The sequence below is a fragment of the Roseibium sp. AWQ4_290 genome (assembly GCF_056160985.1).
This window is the reverse complement of record NZ_JBSWYG010000011.1, coordinates 16,025-32,614: the sequence shown is the minus strand read 5'-3', so window position 1 is coordinate 32,614 and position 16,590 is coordinate 16,025. Positions and strand designations below refer to the sequence as shown.

Here is a 16,590-nt window from a genome sequence, read left to right as displayed (position 1 = left end):
GAGCTCCTCGGTGAGCACCAGGAAAGGGATTTTTCAGGACCATGCCGATCACCATTCTGGACGGGCTGCTTTTGGCCATCATGTTCATTTCGGCTGTGCTTGCGATGATCCGCGGCTTTGTCCGCGAAGTGTTGTCTATCGTGTCCTGGGTGGCGGCAGCAGCAGCCGCATTTCTGCTCTATGAGCGCGTGCTTCCCTACGCAAAACAATATATCAACCACGACCTTGTCGCCATGGGCGCCTCTGCGGCCGCCGTCTTCCTGGTCACGCTTGTGATTGTCAGCTACATCACTATGCGCATTTCCGATTTCGTGCTGGACAGCCGCATCGGTGCGCTGGACCGGACCTTGGGATTCGTGTTCGGCGCCGTGCGCGGCCTGCTGCTGGTGGTCGTCGCGATGATGTTCTTCAACTGGTTCGTTCAGCCGGACAAGCAGCCGACCTGGGTTCTGGACGCCAAGTCGCGGCCGATCCTGTTGTCTATTGGCGAGCGGCTGGTGGCGATTTTGCCGGAAGATCCGGAAAAGGCGATCCTCGACCGGATCCGGGATGCCAATCTGAATGGCCGCGGCAGCGGCGCGGCGGCAGAAGAGCCGTCCTATAGCGAATCCGAGCAGCAGGGCCTGGAACAGTTGACGAGCGACACCAACTGATCCAGAAGCGGTCCCCGCCCCTTGCATGCTTCGTGTATCCCGCCTGCGCCTGACGCGCAGCCGATATCAAGGCCCGGCCTTCCAGACAGGCGGACCGATCAAAAGCCCCTGGCCGGCCCCAACCGGCGAAAAATAGGAGTGTTCGCCATGGCAGGCGGAACCGAAATGCGTGATCCACTCGATATGGACGCCGACACGCTGCGTGAAGAATGCGGCGTTTTCGGAATTCTGGGCCACGAGGACGCCAGCGCCCTCACAGCGCTTGGGCTTCATGCCCTTCAGCACCGGGGCCAGGAAGCGGCCGGCATCGTGACCTTTGACCGGGACCAGTTCCGGTCTGAACGGCATCAGGGGCTCGTCGGCGATCATTTCTCCGATGCGGACACGATTGGCCGGCTCAGCGGACGGCTCGCCATTGGCCATGTGCGCTATTCCACCACCGGCGAAACGATCCTGCGCAATGTGCAGCCGCTTTTTGCCGAACTGGATGGCGGCGGCATTGCGGTCTGCCACAACGGCAATTTCACAAACGCGCTGACCTTGCGCCGTCAGCTGATCCGGGATGGCGCCATCTGCCAGTCGACCTCCGATTCCGAAGTGGTTCTGCAGCTGATTGCCCGCTCACGTAAGGGCAAGATCGTCGACAGGTTCATCGAAGCTCTCACCCAGATGGAAGGCGCCTATTCTCTGGTGGCCCTCACAGCCAAGAAGCTGATCGGCGCCCGTGACCCGCTCGGGATCCGCCCGCTTGTCCTTGGCGACCTCAACGGTGCGCCGATCCTGGCTTCTGAGACCTGCGCGCTCGACATTATCGGGGCGAAATTTATCCGTGAGGTGGAAAACGGTGAAGTGATCGTATGTACCTCCACCGGGATTGAATCCTTCTTTCCCTTCGGCAAGCAGACCGCCCGCCCCTGCATCTTCGAATATATTTATTTCTCGCGGCCCGATTCCATCATTGGCGGGCGCAGTGTTTATGACGTGCGCCGGGAAATGGGCCGTCAGCTGGCCCGCGAGACCCAGGTTGATGCCGATGTCATCGTGCCCGTGCCTGACAGCGGTGTTCCGGCAGCCATCGGTTACAGCCAGGAAAGCGGCGTGCCGTTCGAACTGGGCATTATCCGCAACCATTATGTTGGCCGCACCTTCATCGAGCCGACCCAGCAGATCCGGGCGCTCGGAGTGAAGATGAAACACTCGGCGAACCGCTCCCAGATCGAAGGCAAGCGTGTTGTGCTCGTGGATGACAGCCTTGTGCGCGGCACCACCTCGGTGAAAATCGTGCAGATGATCCGCGATGCCGGCGCCCGGGAGGTTCACTTCCGCCTCGCCAGCCCGCCGATCCGCTATTCCGACTATTACGGCATCGACACGCCGGTGCGCGAAAAGCTGCTGGCGGCCAAATACGGTCTGGAAGAAATGCGCAAATATATCGGCGCCGACAGTCTGGCTTTCCTGTCCGTGAACGGCATTTACCGCTCCATGGGCTATGAGGGCCGCGACAATGACAATCCGCAATTCACCGACCATTGTTTCACCGGCGACTATCCAACCCCGCTGACGGACCTGTCGGAGGATCAGGAATTCGGCAACGCGCCGCGCCTGGTCGAAGTCGGATAAGGCGCGGATCGGGGCAGCAGCAGCATGGCACAGGATTTCGAAGGCCGGATTGCGCTGGTCACCGGTGCGTCCCGGGGGATCGGCTACCAGATCGCAAAGCAACTCGGCAGCCAGGGCGCTCACGTGATCGCGCTGGCCCGCACGGTGGGCGGGCTTGAAGATCTTGATGACGAAATCCAGGCCGCTGGCGGCCAGACCACGCTGGTTCCCGTCGATCTTGCCGATTTCGACGCCCTGGACCGGCTGGGCGCCGCCCTGTTTGAGCGCTGGAAGAAGCTCGACATTCTGGTGGCCAATGCGGGCATGCTCGGGGTCCTGTCCCCGCTCGGCCATATCAGCCCGCAGGACTTCGAAAAGGTCATGGCGGTGAATGTGACTGCCAACTGGCGGCTGATCCGCTCCCTGGACCCGCTGCTGCGCCAGTCAGAGGCTGCACGGGCGCTGTTTCTGACCTCTGCCCATGCCCGGACCCGGACCGCGTTCTGGGGCCTGCAATCGATCAGCAAATCCGCCATCGAGGCCATGGCCAAAACCTGGGCAAATGAAAGCCTGCAGACGGCCATGAAAATCAACGTGGCCGACCCCGGCCCGGTCCGCACGGGCCTGCGCGCCAAGGCCATGCCCGGCGAAGCCCCGGACAGCCTGCCCAACCCGGCAGACGCCGCCAGTGGCCTGCTGCCACTGCTCTCCCCACGCGTCTCACAAACGGGTGCGCTCTATGACCGGGTGAGCGCTTCCTGGTCCGAACTCTGAAACAAATCGCAGTCCCTTTTAATTTTCAAAAGATCAATAGTCTCAGCGATTTAGGTGTATTGACCTTGGCGCCGTGTCACTCGTTTGTCACTGATGACACAGGCTGTGACAGGGTTGGTGCGGACGGCGGGACTTGAATTAGCTAGTCTTTTATCAGGGTTTTGAGAAACTTCCAGACAGGACGTCCAGCTAGCAGAGTTGCAAGCGCTAAGATCACATAAAATCTTGGTGTGCCAGCTAGATCAGGGTTCGCTGGTCCGTTTATCAGTGCGTTACCTACAAGATAGACGATGAAGGCACAAATCGCCAAGATACCAAACGCTATGATAGATTTTAGAGCGAACATCTGGGAAGGTTCCCGACACTTTGAAAGACCAACCCTTGGTTAAGGGGGCTGGTCAATCATTTCAACCTTACGCTGCGAGAGGCCGATGAGACGACCTTCGGGCCTGCGAGCTTTCTGCTGACCGACCCGGACGGGAACCCGGTTCTGGTCGACCAGCACGTTTGAAGCTTTTGCGCCCCAGGCCGGTCCTGCCGCTGGAAGACCGCCTTATTCGGCTGCTTCCAGCGGGGCGAAGGAGGTTTCGGCAATCTCCTTGAGCTCGTCAAAGACACCCGGAGCACCAACAACCACCCGCGCGCCGTGATAAAGGGCGTGGGCAATGTCCTGCTCCATGACTTTGCCGCCCGCCTCGGTCGTGATCAGCATGCCTGCAAGGCAGTCCCAGGCATTCATGTGGGCTTCCACATAGCCGATCAGACGGCCGGAGGCCGCGTAGGCCAGCATCAAACCGCCAGACGCGTTGCGGAAGAACACACCGCCCTTGGAGACCACCGCCCCGACAACATTGACCGCGTCCGTGATCGAGGTGCGGCCATTGAACCCAACACCGACCGAGCCGACCGACAGGCTGTCACTGTCTGAGGCCTTGATCGGCTTGCCGTTCAAAAAGGCGCCCTGCCCGGCCGCAGCGGTGAAGGTTTCCCCGGCCACCGGATCATGAATGACCCCCGCAATCACCTGGCCCTGATGGACACAGGCAATGATCACGCACCATTGCGGTATCCCGGTCACAAAATTGGCGGTTCCATCAATCGGATCGGTCACCCAGGTGTAGCCGGACGTGCCTTCTTCCATACCATGCTCTTCGCCCAGAATTCCATCGTCCGGATAAGAAGCTGCAAGCTCCTGGCGGATCAGCGTTTCCACGTTCCTGTCGGCTTCCGACACAAGGTCCTGATGGCCCTTCTGGGTGATGGTCAGGGTGTCGAGTTTGCGGAAATAGTCCAGCGCAAGCGCCCCGGCCTTCAGGGCCAGGTTTTCGGCAAAGGCAAGCCGTTCGGAAATCATCAAATTGCTCCTTCAAATCCGCATGAACATGTTGGCACAGCTCCGGTACCGATACATCTGTCTCTGGCCCAAGTCTTCTGGCCCATGTCCTCTGGCCCCTGTCTCCGGCCACCGCCGCGCGACCGGACAGGATCGGGGCTACTGGATCTTTCGTTTTTTCCGGGGGGCGTAAGGATTGTCCCCCTTCCGATAGGCAAGTCGGATCGGGGTTCCCTGGATATCGAATGACTCGCGCATGGAATTGACCAGATAGCGCGTATAGCTTTCCGGCAATTGCTCCGGACGGGAACAGAAGACGATAAAATGCGGCGGCCGCGTCTTGGGCTGGGTCATGTAGCGCAGACGCACCCGGCGTCCGGCCACGGCCGGAGGCGGATGGTTGGCGGTGACCCGGTCCAGCCAGCGGTTCAGTTTGGCGGTCGACACGCGCGCATTCCAGGCCTCATAAGCCTTGAAGACGCTTTCTACCAGCCGGTCGATGCCCTGCCTCTGAATGCCGGACAAGGTGGCGATCTGAACACCCCGAATCTGGTTGAAATAGCGCTCATTGGCGTCGCGGATCTTTTTCCAGGCCGCTTCCCGGTCCTCGATCAGATCCCATTTGTTGATGGCAATCACCAGGGCCCGGCCCTCACGGGCAACCAGATCGATGATCTGCAGATCCTGCTTTTCAAACGACATGGTCGCGTCCAGCGTGACCACAACGACTTCGGCGAACTTGATCGCCCGAAGTGCATCAGCTACCGACAGCTTTTCCAGCTTTTCCTGAACCCGCGCCTTCTTGCGGATACCTGCCGTATCAAACAGCTTGATATGACGGTCCCGCCAGATCCAGTCGACGGAGATGGAATCGCGTGTGATACCCGCTTCCGGACCGGTCAGCATCCGGTCCTCGCCCAGCATCTCGTTGATGAGCGTGGACTTGCCCGCATTCGGGCGCCCGACAATGGCAACCCGCAAGGGCCGTTCCCGGGAGCCTGCAGGATCTTCCTCGTCCACGATCTCGCCATCCTCGTCGACATCGACATTGGTGATGGCTTCCTCGCGCCGAGCGTCTTCCTCTTCCGTCACCCGGTCCACATGGGGCTTGAGCGCGTCATAAAGATCGGCAAGCCCTTCGCCATGCTCGGCGGAAATGGCGATCGGATCGCCCAGGCCAAGAGCGTAGGCTTCGTAAAGCCCGCTTTCCCCTGCCCGGCCTTCCGCCTTGTTGGCAAGCAGGATCACCGGACGGGTGGTCTTGCGTGCCACTTCGGCAAAATGGGCATCGAGTGGTGTCACGCCAGCGCGGGCATCGATCAGAAAAAGAACCGCGTCCGCATTGTCGATAGCTTCTTCGGTCTGGCGGCGCATACGGCCTTCCAAAGAGGCTCTGTCGGCCTCTTCCAGCCCGGCCGTATCGACAATGGTAAACCTCAGATCGCCCAGACGGGCTTCGCCCGGGCGCCGGTCACGGGTGACGCCGGGTGTGTCATCCACAAGCGCCAGCCGCTTGCCGACCAGACGATTGAACAAAGTGGACTTGCCGACATTCGGCCGTCCGATAATGGCGACAGTTGCGCCCACAGCAATTTCTCCTGACAGACGGGCCCTTTTCACAAGGGATCCGCCCGGATCTCTAATTAAACGCGGCTACGCCGTCCTTGCCGGTCAGTACCACGACACGGCCGCCAGCGGCAATCGGTGTCACATAGACATCCTGATTGGTGCGCTGGGTGGTCATGATATTCCCGCTTGCCGCGTCTACAATGGCCAGCTGGCCATCGCTGGAAAAGGCCACCAAAGCCCCATTGGCCAGGATCGGTCCTGCCCAGTTGCGGCGCTTTTTCTTCTTTTCCGGCCGCGGCAGCGACGTCGCCCACAGGGTTTCGCCGTTTTTCAGGTCCAGGGCAACCATGCGATCGTCCAGATCCACCATAAACAGGCTGCTGCCGGAGACCACAGGCGTATGCACGCTGCCCAGATCCTGTTCCCAGCGCCGCTGGCCGGTGCGGACATCAACGGCAACCGTGCGCCCGGCGACGCCTGTGGCATAAACCGTGTTGCCACTGACGACTGGGCTCGCCGACACATCCGCCAGACCGGACAGGGCCAGGGTGCGGAAACCGCGGGAGACACTGTCGATCCAGTCCGCCTCACCGGATTTCATGTTGATGGCCATGATCTCACCGGAGGAGAACGGGACAATCACCCGGTTGCCGGAAATCGCCGGATTGGCGGCTGACAGCAAACCGGCGGTCTCATCCACCCCCGCATAGGTCCAGGTGAGCGAGCCGTCGGTCTGTGAGATGGCATAGACTTCGTTGGACTGGGACACGACAAACACCTGGCCGCCCCCGGCGACTGGCGCACCGCGCGGCGGTGTGTCCAGATCGGCGGTCCAAAGAACCTGACCGGAGCCCGCATTTAGCGCGACAAGCTGACGGTAGCCGGTTGCCGCATAAACCACATTGCCCGCAACGGTCACGCCGCCGCCAGGACCGATATCCCGCTCGCCTTCCGGACGCAGGTTCTGGGTCCAGACCCGTCCGCCCGCCGTTGAAAGGGCAACGACTTCGCCATTGGGCTTATAGATGAAGATCTTGCTGCCATCGCTGACCGGCCTGGAAGAAATTCGCAGGGCCGAAGAGGTCAACCCGCCTCCGGACGCACCAACACTTGCCCGCCAGGACGTGGTTCCGGAGACTGAAACCGCCAAATTGCCCGGATCATTGGTGAGGCCGCCGCCACCAGTCGTCCAGCTCTGCCCGCCGGTTGCGGAGCCGATCTTTGCGGTCTTGCCCAGAGCGCGGGCGGCCGGATCGGCGCCGTCAAAGACCGGCGCCCGTTCACCGGTCAGTGTTTTCTCCCGGGAGAAGGGATTGACGGATTCGCTGAATTCACTGACCGATCCGCAGCCGGTGAGCGCCAGGGAAACCGCAAAAAGACCAAGCAGTGCACCTCTGCGCGTGGAACCTGACCCAAAAATCACTGATTGCTTCCTTCACCATCCGCCGCTGCGCCGCCATTGGCTGCGCGGATTACATCGTTCAAAATCGAAATCCGCCGGCTCACTTCCACCGGGGTTTCCTGATCCTCTTCCAGAGCCGTAATCCAGCTTTGCGCGGTTTTGATATCGCCATTCTTCCAGGCACTCAGAGCCAGAAGCTCCCGTGCGGCCGCCCGGAACGGAGACGTGTCGCCGGTCAGTCTTTCCACCCGGTCGGCAACGCCCGGATAGTCTTGCGTGTCCACGGCCAGATAACCTGCGCGCAGGGCCGCCATGTCACGCAGCGCCTGCATCAGGCTGCCGTCGTTGGACAAGGCGTCAAATGCGGCAAGGGCCTGGGTTGCTTCGCCCGAACTGGCCAGATCAGTCGCAGCACGGAACCGCGCCAGGGCCGGATAGCCGCCGACCGAGCTTTCCAGCTCTTTGTAAATGGCTGCCGCATCCTGATAGTTCTTGGCTTCGGAAAGCTCCACTGCATCGAAGAACCTGTCACCGGAGGCTTCCGACTGGGTCTCCTGCCAATAGAGAAAGCCCCGGTAGCCGGCTGTCCCCACCACGATCAAAACCGCAAAGCCGATAATCCAAAGACCGAACCGGTTCCAAAGCCGACGGTATTTCTCCTGGCGGATATCCTCATCGACTTCACGAAAAATGTCAGACATGCGTGTCTTGTTCCTGCAGTTACCTTGCCGGCGCGCCGTAAAACCGGGCCACCATCCCTTTATGAGTGGCGCACATTATCCATTTGATCCGCCTCGGGCAATTCCCTGACCGGGCTTTAATCCGCCCTTCGTGGCGCAAGTGGGGCAATCGGCCAGATTTTGAGGCATGCGGCGGCGCTTTTTCGAAGGTTTCCGCCGCTTGCCTCCCCTTTTGTCAAACGACCGGCACGCCAATCAGAAGCGGGTGCAGCTTCCAGGCAAACAGGCCATAGAACGCGAGGCCGGTGAGAATCACCACGATGTCGGAGAATTTTCCCGGTTCACCGGCCGCAAAGGGAAGCTGGCCTGCCCCCGGCCCGCGGCGTTTGATGGAAATGCGGGCAAGAACCGCCCAGGCCAGGAATCCACCAAAAAGCAGCACCGAGGCAAGATCGCCATTGGCCAGAAGATGGGACAGCGCCCAGAGCTTGATTGCAACCAGCATTGGGTGCTTAAGGGCTCTCTTGATCCGGCAGGGCACATAAGCGGCCACCAAAAAAATGAACACGGGCACCATCAGCAGCATGGTGACATGCCGCAACCAGACCGGCGGATCATAGAGCAGGACCGGACCTTCAAACCGGGCCAGGCCATACCCGTAAATTGTGAGGCCCAAACCTATGGCCGAGGCAACGGAAAACAGCCCCTTGTAGCCGTTTTCACCCAGCTTTGCGGCAAGACTTGCGCGCAGCCTTGGAAAAGCCGGCACCAGGTGAATTCCCAAAAACAAAACCAATCCGGCAATCAGCACAGCCATGCTGCTCTCCCTCATGCATCCGGGCTCCGGTTCCGGCGCGCCCGGCCTCTCGTCTTACGGTCCACAGCTTGCAAACCGCATCAAAATGCGTCCCGGCAGCTCCCCCCACACTGGACCTCCACGGCCTTCAAGGACCTTGAACCGGGAAGGGTCAGAGCTGCCCTGTACTATCTATGCTCTTGGATGGGATATGTGACAACTGTTCAGGGGATGGCCAAGCAGCTTCAAGTCCGCTTCGGCAGGTTTATGGCGAAGTAACGCAGCGTTTCCGAATGAGCGTCTGCCTCAAACGGCGCGCGTTTTTTGCCGCAGGTGGTTCAGTTCGCCTTGGCGAGACACTCCCGGCATGTGCCCCGCAATTCGATCGTGGAGCGGGACAGGCGGAACCCTTCCGCCTCGGTCCAGTCCTTCAAGGCCAGAACGGCCGCATCCGGCGAAAACTCGCGCACACTGCCGCACTGATCGCAAATCGCAAAAGCGGCGGTTCCATGGGCCGCGCAGCCCTTGTGATCGCAGGCGACAAAGGCGTTGAGGCTCTCCAGCCGGTGCACCATGCCGTATTCAACCAGCTTTTCGAGGGCCCGGTAGACCTGAAGCGGCGCCCGGAAGCCGTCTTCGCGCAAAAGGTCCAAAATGGCATAGGCCGTCAATGGCCCCTCGGCCCGCGAAAGAGAGCCGAACACCAGAGCCTGATTCTTGGTCAATTCGGGATGCATATGCGCGCTCAAAGATGCTCTCCTGCTGTCTTGGCCCCAAGGATCTTTTGGAAAGGCCAGGACATGATCAACGCCCGGACCCTGATCTCATCCTTCTCACAAGTATGCCCCCCGGGACAAGACTGATCATGAACAGAGCCAGGGCCACCACAACAATGGAGGGACCGGAGGGGGTATCATAGGCCAGCGAGGCATAGAGCCCGCCGATCACTGAAGCGCCGCCAAGCACCGCCGCCAGACCGGCCATCTGCTCCGGCGACGAGGACAGGCGCCGTGCGGCGGCCGCCGGTATGATCAAAAGGGCCGTGATCAGCAGCGCCCCGACAATTTTCAACGAGATGGCGATAACCACTGCCGTCAGCAGCATGAAGACAAGCTCGACGGCGTCCGGATCCAGGCCTTCACCGGCCGCCAGATCCGCGTTGACGGTGGCGGCAAATAGCCGCTGCCAGATACCGACCAGAACCACCAGCACCAAAGCCCCGCCCCCATAGATCATGGCAATGTCCTGCCGGGTAACCGATAGAATGTCACCAAACAGCAGCCCCAGGAGGTCCACGCGCACCCAGGTCATGAACGCAAGGCAGACCAGACCGAGTGCCAGGGCAGAATGGGACAAGAGACCGAGCAGGGCATCGGAGGACAGCGTGTCGCTACGGCGCAAAGTGACCAGCAGAAGCGCCAGCACGACGGAGGTCGCCCCAACTGCCAGGGTCGTGTTCAGGTCAAATAGCAGGGACAGGGCCACACCGAGCAAGGCGGCATGGGACAGCGTATCGCCGAAATAGGCCATGCGCCGCCAGACGACAAAGCAGCCGAGTGGCCCCGCCACAACGGCAACCCCAACTCCGGCAATGAGCGCCCGGGTAAAAAAGTCATCCAGCATGGCTGGCCGCCCCTTGCCCGGTTGCGGGCCCTTCGTCCTGAAGATGGTCTCCGCCCGGGCAGTCTGGGCACAGGCTGCCATCGGTATGGCGCACCGTGCCGTCCGGCAAATGCACATGGTCGTGGTGATGCTTGTAGACCGCCAGCCCTGCCCCGGCCCGGGCTCCGAAAAGCGCCTGATAGCTTTCGTCCTGGCTGACATCCGACGGCGTGCCCCGGCAGCAGACGTGGCCATTCAGGCAGATCACCTGATCTGCAGCGGCCATGACCACATGCAGGTCGTGGGAAATCATCAGGATGCCGCAGCGGAGGCGATCGCGGATTTCGGAAATCAGATCGTAAATCGCAATCTCGCCAGCATAATCCACCCCCTGCACTGGCTCGTCCAGTACCAGAAGGTCCGGCTGGCGGGCAATGGCCCGGGCCAGCATAACGCGCTGCAATTCACCGCCCGAAAGCGTGCGGACTTGCGCGTCGACAAGATGGCCTGCCCCGGTTTGGTCCAGCGCGCAGTGGCAGGCTTCGCTGGAAAGCCGGTTGGTCAGCCGCATGAACCGGCGCACCGTCAGCGGCAAGGTCCAGTCAATGGCCAGTTTCTGTGGCACATAGCCGACTTTCAGACCGCTCTTGCGGCGGCTGCGGCCTTCGGTCGGCTTCAGAATGCCGAGGGTCATTTTGGCCGTGGTCGATTTGCCGGAGCCATTCGGGCCGATCAGGGTCACGATTTCGCCGGGAGATACAGTCAGATCCACACCGCGCACCAGCCAGTCGCCGCTTCTGCGCACGCCCGCCCCGTCGAGCTGCACCAGCCGGTTGTTTTCCAGTCCCATACCGTAAACCTTATTTCGCTCCGGGGGATACCGCTCCCGGACGTCAAGTTTGCGTTACATTATAACGCTCCATACCGTCAAGTGCCGCTCCCTCACGGCATGGGTGGCGGAAACCGGGTGAGATGGTATGAAGGCGCTCAGGCGAGCCGTCAGACGGCAAACGGACAACTTGACAGTTCCAGGACAAGACCATGATTTTTCCCTGTATTCTCTCCGGCGGTGTCGGCACGCGGCTGTGGCCGCTGTCCCGGAAAGACAGGCCCAAACAATTCCTGCCCCTGTTTGACGGCGAAAGCCTGTTTCAAAAGACCTGCCGGCGCGTGGCCCGTCCCGGCTTTGCGGCCCCAATCGTGATTGGCAGCAACGCCCACCGGTTCCAGATGGGCGAACAGGTCTCCGAACTCGGCATCAAACCCAATACGATCCTATTGGAACCAGTGGGCCGCAACACGGCCGCCCCAGCGCTGATGGCGGCCCTGATTGCAGCCGAACAGGATCCGGACGCGCTTGTGCTGCTGCTGCCATCCGATCACCTGATCCGCAAGGAGGACGTGTTTCTTTCTGCCGTTCATCAAGCTGAAGACGCGGCCCGCTCCGGGGCAATTGTCACTTTCGGCATCAAGCCAGACGAACCGAACACCGGATACGGCTATATCAAGGTCGCACCGGGCAAAGCGCCCGTGCGGGCCGTTGAATCCTTTGTCGAAAAGCCGGATCTTGAGCGGGCCAAAGCCTTTCTGGAAGATGGCAGTTATGTATGGAATGCCGGGATTTTTCTGTACGCCGCCAACACCATGATCGAGGCTTTCAAAGGCCTGCAGCCGTCCTTGTATGACGCTGTCTGCGCAGCCATGGAAACGCGCCATGGGGATCTGGACTTCACCCGGCTCGACCAGGCCCGGTTTGAGGCGATCCAGGACATTTCCATTGACTATGCCATCATGGAAAACGCCAGCACCGTGGTCTGCGCGCCGGTCGCCCCGGACTGGGACGATCTGGGCTCCTGGTCGGCCATCTGGAACGTGCTTGAGAAGGATGCCGACGGCAATACCGGTCTGGGGGACACCCGGTTTCTGTCAAGCCGGGATTGTCTAGCCTATTCCCAGAAAAGCCTGGTGTCGGTGATCGGCCTGGAAGATGTGATGGTCATCGCCACCGGTGACAGCGTTCTGGTGGCCCACAAGAACAACGCCCAGGACGTGAAAACCGTGGTGGAGCAATTGAAGGCGGAAGGGCGCGACGAGATCGTACGGCACCCGCGCGCCTACAAGCCCTGGGGCTACACGGAGCGGATCAATTCAGGCGACAGATTCGCGGTCCAGTCCATGCTGATCAAACCGGGCAAGGGCCTCAGCCTGCAAAGTCATCTCCACCGCGCCGAACATTGGGTGGTGGTGTCAGGCACCGTCGAAGTCACGATTGACGGAAAAACCCGCCTCCTGACGGAAAACCAGTCTGCCTATGTGCCGCTTGGCTCCCAGCACACATTGCACAACCGGGGCAAAATCCCGGTCCGTATGATCGAAGTGCAATCAGGAACCTATCTGGCGGAGGATGATATTCAACGCCACGGGGACGAGGACTGAGGCCCCACATCCTGACCTTTGAACGGTCTTGCGCCGGGCTCCAAAAGTCTTCAAGCTCCGGCCACATCTTTCAGTTTGCTGCCAGTTCCGGATACACCCCATGCATCACGTCTTCCTCTGCGACTATATCCGCACTCCCATTGGCCGCTATGGCGGGGCGTTGTCCGGGGTGCGGGCGGATGACCTGGGGGCCATTCCGATTGAAGCCCTGATGGAGCGGAACCTGGATGTGGACTGGTCCCATCTGGAGGACGTCTTTTATGGCTGCGCCAATCAGGCGGGAGAAGACAACCGCAATGTCGCACGTATGTCGGCCCTGCTTGCCGGGCTTCCCGATACGGTGCCTGGCCTGACGCTCAACCGCCTGTGCGGCTCGGGCATGGATGCGGTGATGACGGCCGCGCGGGCAATCAAGGCAGGCGAAATGGATCTGGCCATTGCCGGTGGCGTGGAGAGCATGTCCCGGGCACCGCTGGTCATGCCCAAGGCGGAGACGGCCTTTTCCAGAAAAGCAGAGCTCTATGACACCACCATCGGCTGGCGCTTCGTCAACCCGCTGCTGGAACGCCAGTATGGCATCGATTCCATGCCGGAAACCGCAGAGAACGTCGCAGAAGACTTTTCCATTTCCCGGGCAGACCAGGATGCCTTTGCTCTGCGCAGCCAGCTGCGGGCTGTCGCGGCCCAGGAGAATGGCCGCCTGGCGCGGGAAATCGTCCCGGTGACGATCCCACAGCGCAAGGGGGACCCGATACTCGTCAGCAAGGACGAACACCCGCGCGCCGGCACAACGCTGGAGGCGCTTTCCGCCCTGAAAACGCCGTTCCGGCACCAGGGCACGGTGACCGCAGGCAATGCGTCGGGGGTCAATGACGGTGCCGCAGCTCTCTTGCTGGCTTCAGAAACCGCCATTGAGACATACAATCTGAAGCCCATCGCCCGCATTCTGGGTGGCGCGACCGCTGGCGTGCCGCCGCGCGTCATGGGACTGGGGCCAGCCCCTGCGACACGCAAGCTCTGCGCCCGTCTCGGCCTTGCCCCGGCCGAATTTGATGTCATCGAGTTGAACGAGGCTTTTGCAGCTCAAGCCCTTGCCGTCCTGCGTGATCTGGGGCTTCCCGAAGACAGCGACGCCATCAACCCCAATGGCGGCGCAATCGCCCTTGGCCACCCGCTCGGGATGTCCGGCGCGCGGATCACCGGCACAGCGGCCCTGGAGCTATCCCGCCGGAGCGGCAAACTGGCGCTTGCAACCATGTGCATTGGCGTCGGCCAGGGCATCGCTCTGGCACTCGCCGCGATCTAGAGCATCGTTCAAGAGGTTTCAAACGGTTTTGTCATTTGCGTTGAAATCTCTGATTTCAGGCAGCGAAAGACAAATCCGACGAACCATGAAAGCTATAGCGCAGACCGCGTCTGGCCGGATTTGCTTCACAGTCTCGCGGTTCTAGGGCTGGACGGCCCTGCCTTTTCAGGAACCACAGGCCGCACTGATCCTGCCCGTTTGGAGATTTTTTTGTTCACCTCCCCCAGCCGGTCCGCCAATTGCTCAAAGAGCAGCGTCGGCAACCGCACGACAACGACGGCCACAGCGGCCGCGTCGTCCATGGCGCTGGCAATGGGGAAATTCCTGATTTCCTGATACGATCTGCTGGTGGCCTGCTGCAACTCGGCCGCATCTTCAACCATGTAGCGAACGATCTCCGCAGCCCGGTCCGGGCCGCTGGCGACCCAAACGGCAGATCCGAGAGAAACAAGCGAAAAAACAAATACATACAAATTCTGGGTCAAAAGGCGCATTGCAACCCCACCACGAATTAATACTTAGTTAACCTCAGCCAAGTCGTAGATTGCCGTGGTGGAAGCCGCAAGTTGTTTCGTTCAGTTTTAAGTTGTATTTTAGCCAGTAAGGTTAACCCGTAACCTCTTCCAATGCGTTTCAGACCCGTACGGCAACCGGATAGCTGCCTCAGCCCCACGACAACTGGAAAAATTTTTTTGGAAGATACTCTTAGCTTCTTTCAGCAGGAAGGCGGACGCGAACCAAAAACTTCTCTTGGGGAATATATCAAGGCAACCCGGGACGCAGGTCACGCGGTTACCGCGTTGGTGGGCCAAGCGGAGAGCAACCCATGCCTGTATCGCAAAAGGGACAAGGCAGGCGGCGTGCAACCTGCCTTGTCCCGTCTTTAGACGTTCTGAGCGCGTCTGTGGGCCTTCAGATGCTGCATGCCGCAGCAAGCCCGTGGCTTAGCCGACGAGGGTCTGGCTCGCCCGGATCAGATCCTTGGTCGCATCGTCCAGGCGGTAGCCCATCCCGACAAGCCAGCTGATCTCGACGCCGTGCGGCTTCAGCTTCTTGCGAAGCAGACAGATATGCACCCGCACGTTTTCCAGTTCCGGTCCGCCATCGTCCCGGTCCGCATAAAGATATGCGTGGATCTGCTCGCGGCTCGCATAGCTGCGCTTTAGAAGAAAGCGCAGGATACGGGTCTGAATGCGGGTCAGGTCCCAGTCTGGCGGAAACATGATCTGCTGGTCCGCAACAAGGCGCTCCAGCTCAGCGATCCGCGCGTTCTTCTCTTCCAGTTGTTCGCGCAGATGAACAACCTCATAGTCCAGAGCAAGGCTCATATTTCAGCCTCCCGCTCTTGAGGAGCCCAGGAAACGGCCGGGAATACGCCCTGCTCCCTTCCCTGGAATTCAAAGGGGAAAGACCCAAGCGAACCTTGTCCGCTGATCTTCCAAGTCTGCCGCTTTCTTAGTGTCATTGAACTTCGTTCTCTTTTGGCCGCAACGAACGGCAAATTGACGAATTACGAAATTTGCCGGCACAGATGCCACGGGTTTTGATCTTGTTGTCTTTGAGAAACGCTGTTTCATCCATTCTGGACAACTTTTTGGCAGTTGCCGCTCCACGGAACGGCACATGCCCTTCTTTTGAGGCGCCACTGATAATCATGCAGCGCCCAACAGAACCGGCTGCCTCTACGAAGGACTTTTTCTTGGTCAGACCACTCGGCCCAACGCTGCGAACCGGAGGTTTTTTCCGCCTGATGCCTGCCTTCGGCACCCACAGTATTCTTTCGAAGCCGAGGCGAATCGAAAGGTGCTTTGGTTCGCGACCTCTGACGAAAGGTCTATAAGCGGATACGGTAAAAGCCGCATCCTGAGCAGTTGAGAGATCCACAGTCTATTTGCCCGACGTTCAACTGGTTCCACGCGCCCCCGAAACTCCGGAAACGCATTCGAGAAACCCGGACGAACCAACTCACCGCCCGGCGTTACTCCCCCACCGACAACAGAACCCGTCAGCGTTGCTGTCCTTCCCTAAAAGTTAAGAAAATCTTTCTTGGATGTGTCATTTTTGTCCCGCACGTTTGACTGCCGCATAGCGGTCAACGGCCGTTCCTGAACGGATAAGAACAGTAGGAACGATGGCGTTCGTACCGGCAGGCAAGCCGCGCGAGACAGGGCTGAAGTCGTTGCAAACCAGCGCTTCGCCGCGCTCTAACTCCCTTAAACGCCTCGGTTTTCCGGGCCGTTCGCAGCTGTGCACCCCGTTAAGTACGTTGCCTGCTTTCAGGGATATTTCAATCTTAAGGTTAAATTTAACAAACTGTTTACTTCCCAAAGGGAATGTTGTTTTTCTAACCCTGTTGCGAGCAGAAATTTTCAATGCCCCGCGAGCTGCCCGGGAAACGGCTCGCGGGGTAATTTTATTGAAACCGGTCTCCTGCCAGGCG

At 60.1% G+C, this 16,590-nt stretch carries 17 protein-coding genes; 5 read left to right on the top strand and 12 right to left on the bottom strand.

The window, feature by feature from the left end; all coding sequences use genetic code 11:
* The first annotated feature begins 41 nt into the window (after positions 1 to 41).
* From ACXAH0_RS12560 to ACXAH0_RS12550, 3 genes are all read left to right on the top strand, one after another.
* The gene (locus ACXAH0_RS12560) at positions 42 to 653 is read left to right on the top strand and encodes a CvpA family protein (RefSeq protein WP_475175271.1); all 612 of its coding nucleotides are present in this window, start codon (positions 42 to 44) and stop codon (positions 651 to 653) included.
* 147 nt (positions 654 to 800) lie between these two features.
* A complete protein-coding gene (purF, locus tag ACXAH0_RS12555) occupies positions 801 to 2,273 on the top strand; it encodes an amidophosphoribosyltransferase (RefSeq protein ID WP_475191620.1) in 1,473 nt (490 codons plus the stop codon).
* A gap of 24 nt (positions 2,274 to 2,297) precedes the next feature.
* Entirely contained in the window at positions 2,298 to 3,026 is a 729-nt protein-coding gene (locus tag ACXAH0_RS12550) for an SDR family NAD(P)-dependent oxidoreductase (RefSeq protein WP_475191618.1), read from the top strand.
* Positions 3,027 to 3,579: 553 nt separating this feature from the next.
* Here the strand turns inward: ACXAH0_RS12550 and ACXAH0_RS12545 are convergent.
* The 8 genes from ACXAH0_RS12545 to ACXAH0_RS12510 all read right to left on the bottom strand — a co-directional run bounded on the left by ACXAH0_RS12545 (position 3,580) and on the right by ACXAH0_RS12510 (position 11,258).
* Positions 3,580 to 4,380 carry an inositol monophosphatase family protein gene (locus ACXAH0_RS12545; RefSeq protein ID WP_475191615.1) on the bottom strand — a complete coding sequence of 267 codons (801 nt, stop codon included), beginning with the start codon at positions 4,378 to 4,380 and terminating at the stop codon, positions 3,580 to 3,582.
* 138 nt (positions 4,381 to 4,518) lie between these two features.
* Positions 4,519 to 5,946 carry a ribosome biogenesis GTPase Der gene (gene der, locus ACXAH0_RS12540; protein WP_475191613.1) on the bottom strand — a complete coding sequence of 476 codons (1,428 nt, stop codon included), beginning with the start codon at positions 5,944 to 5,946 and terminating at the stop codon, positions 4,519 to 4,521.
* 52 nt (positions 5,947 to 5,998) lie between these two features.
* Positions 5,999 to 7,351, bottom strand: coding sequence for an outer membrane protein assembly factor BamB family protein (locus ACXAH0_RS12535; protein ID WP_475175280.1), 1,353 nt, complete (start codon positions 7,349 to 7,351; stop codon positions 5,999 to 6,001).
* Positions 7,348 to 8,031, bottom strand: a complete 684-nt coding sequence (locus tag ACXAH0_RS12530) for a tetratricopeptide repeat protein (RefSeq protein WP_475175282.1) — start codon at positions 8,029 to 8,031, stop codon at positions 7,348 to 7,350. Before ACXAH0_RS12530 ends, ACXAH0_RS12535 begins: the two co-directional genes overlap by 4 nt.
* 214 nt (positions 8,032 to 8,245) lie before the next feature.
* The gene (locus tag ACXAH0_RS12525; protein WP_475191612.1) at positions 8,246 to 8,827 is read right to left on the bottom strand and encodes an NnrU family protein; all 582 of its coding nucleotides are present in this window, start codon (positions 8,825 to 8,827) and stop codon (positions 8,246 to 8,248) included.
* A 317-nt stretch (positions 8,828 to 9,144) separates the two neighbouring features.
* Positions 9,145 to 9,543 (bottom strand): Fur family transcriptional regulator, encoded by a 399-nt coding sequence (locus ACXAH0_RS12520; protein ID WP_475175339.1) that lies wholly within the window; start codon positions 9,541 to 9,543, stop codon positions 9,145 to 9,147.
* Positions 9,544 to 9,610: 67 nt separating this feature from the next.
* Positions 9,611 to 10,429 carry a metal ABC transporter permease gene (locus tag ACXAH0_RS12515; RefSeq protein ID WP_475191609.1) on the bottom strand — a complete coding sequence of 273 codons (819 nt, stop codon included), beginning with the start codon at positions 10,427 to 10,429 and terminating at the stop codon, positions 9,611 to 9,613.
* Complete coding sequence (locus tag ACXAH0_RS12510) at positions 10,419 to 11,258, bottom strand: ATP-binding cassette domain-containing protein (protein WP_475191607.1); 840 nt, start codon at positions 11,256 to 11,258, stop codon at positions 10,419 to 10,421. Before ACXAH0_RS12510 ends, ACXAH0_RS12515 begins: the two co-directional genes overlap by 11 nt.
* 191 nt (positions 11,259 to 11,449) lie before the next feature.
* Here ACXAH0_RS12510 and ACXAH0_RS12505 point away from each other — a divergent pair, with 191 nt between their 5' ends.
* Together ACXAH0_RS12505 and pcaF are read left to right on the top strand one after the other, a co-directional pair.
* Complete coding sequence (locus ACXAH0_RS12505) at positions 11,450 to 12,844, top strand: mannose-1-phosphate guanylyltransferase/mannose-6-phosphate isomerase (RefSeq protein WP_475191604.1); 1,395 nt, start codon at positions 11,450 to 11,452, stop codon at positions 12,842 to 12,844.
* Between the two features lie 100 nt (positions 12,845 to 12,944).
* Positions 12,945 to 14,150, top strand: a complete 1,206-nt coding sequence (gene pcaF, locus ACXAH0_RS12500) for a 3-oxoadipyl-CoA thiolase (RefSeq protein WP_475191603.1) — start codon at positions 12,945 to 12,947, stop codon at positions 14,148 to 14,150.
* A 125-nt stretch (positions 14,151 to 14,275) separates the two neighbouring features.
* Here pcaF and ACXAH0_RS12495 read toward each other — a convergent pair whose 3' ends face one another.
* From ACXAH0_RS12495 to ACXAH0_RS12480, 4 genes are all read right to left on the bottom strand, one after another.
* The gene (locus ACXAH0_RS12495; protein WP_475191598.1) at positions 14,276 to 14,623 is read right to left on the bottom strand and encodes a hypothetical protein; all 348 of its coding nucleotides are present in this window, start codon (positions 14,621 to 14,623) and stop codon (positions 14,276 to 14,278) included.
* A gap of 471 nt (positions 14,624 to 15,094) precedes the next feature.
* Positions 15,095 to 15,478, bottom strand: a complete 384-nt coding sequence (locus tag ACXAH0_RS12490; RefSeq protein WP_475175297.1) for a winged helix-turn-helix domain-containing protein — start codon at positions 15,476 to 15,478, stop codon at positions 15,095 to 15,097.
* 133 nt (positions 15,479 to 15,611) lie between these two features.
* On the bottom strand, positions 15,612 to 16,034 hold the full coding sequence (locus ACXAH0_RS12485) for a hypothetical protein (RefSeq protein ID WP_475191594.1): 423 nt from the start codon (positions 16,032 to 16,034) through the stop codon (positions 15,612 to 15,614).
* Between the two features lie 171 nt (positions 16,035 to 16,205).
* On the bottom strand, positions 16,206 to 16,523 hold the full coding sequence (locus tag ACXAH0_RS12480) for a hypothetical protein (RefSeq protein WP_475191593.1): 318 nt from the start codon (positions 16,521 to 16,523) through the stop codon (positions 16,206 to 16,208).
* Positions 16,524 to 16,590 lie beyond the last annotated feature (67 nt).

Excerpts from the sequence above, each read along its gene's own strand:
- ACXAH0_RS12525 (WP_475191612.1), bottom strand. The coding sequence starts at position 8,827 with ATGGCTGTGCTGATTGCCGGATTGGTTTTGTTTTTGGGAATTCACCTG.
- purF (WP_475191620.1), top strand. The coding sequence starts at position 801 with ATGGCAGGCGGAACCGAAATGCGTGATCCACTCGATATGGACGCCGAC.
- ACXAH0_RS12505 (WP_475191604.1), top strand. The coding sequence starts at position 11,450 with ATGATTTTTCCCTGTATTCTCTCCGGCGGTGTCGGCACGCGGCTGTGG.
- pcaF (WP_475191603.1), top strand. The coding sequence starts at position 12,945 with ATGCATCACGTCTTCCTCTGCGACTATATCCGCACTCCCATTGGCCGC.
- ACXAH0_RS12520 (WP_475175339.1), bottom strand. The coding sequence starts at position 9,543 with ATGCATCCCGAATTGACCAAGAATCAGGCTCTGGTGTTCGGCTCTCTT.
- ACXAH0_RS12490 (WP_475175297.1), bottom strand. The coding sequence starts at position 15,478 with ATGAGCCTTGCTCTGGACTATGAGGTTGTTCATCTGCGCGAACAACTG.
- ACXAH0_RS12530 (WP_475175282.1), bottom strand. The coding sequence starts at position 8,031 with ATGTCTGACATTTTTCGTGAAGTCGATGAGGATATCCGCCAGGAGAAA.
- ACXAH0_RS12515 (WP_475191609.1), bottom strand. The coding sequence starts at position 10,429 with ATGCTGGATGACTTTTTTACCCGGGCGCTCATTGCCGGAGTTGGGGTT.
- ACXAH0_RS12550 (WP_475191618.1), top strand. The coding sequence starts at position 2,298 with ATGGCACAGGATTTCGAAGGCCGGATTGCGCTGGTCACCGGTGCGTCC.
- ACXAH0_RS12560 (WP_475175271.1), top strand. The coding sequence starts at position 42 with ATGCCGATCACCATTCTGGACGGGCTGCTTTTGGCCATCATGTTCATT.
- ACXAH0_RS12510 (WP_475191607.1), bottom strand. The coding sequence starts at position 11,258 with ATGGGACTGGAAAACAACCGGCTGGTGCAGCTCGACGGGGCGGGCGTG.
- ACXAH0_RS12545 (WP_475191615.1), bottom strand. The coding sequence starts at position 4,380 with ATGATTTCCGAACGGCTTGCCTTTGCCGAAAACCTGGCCCTGAAGGCC.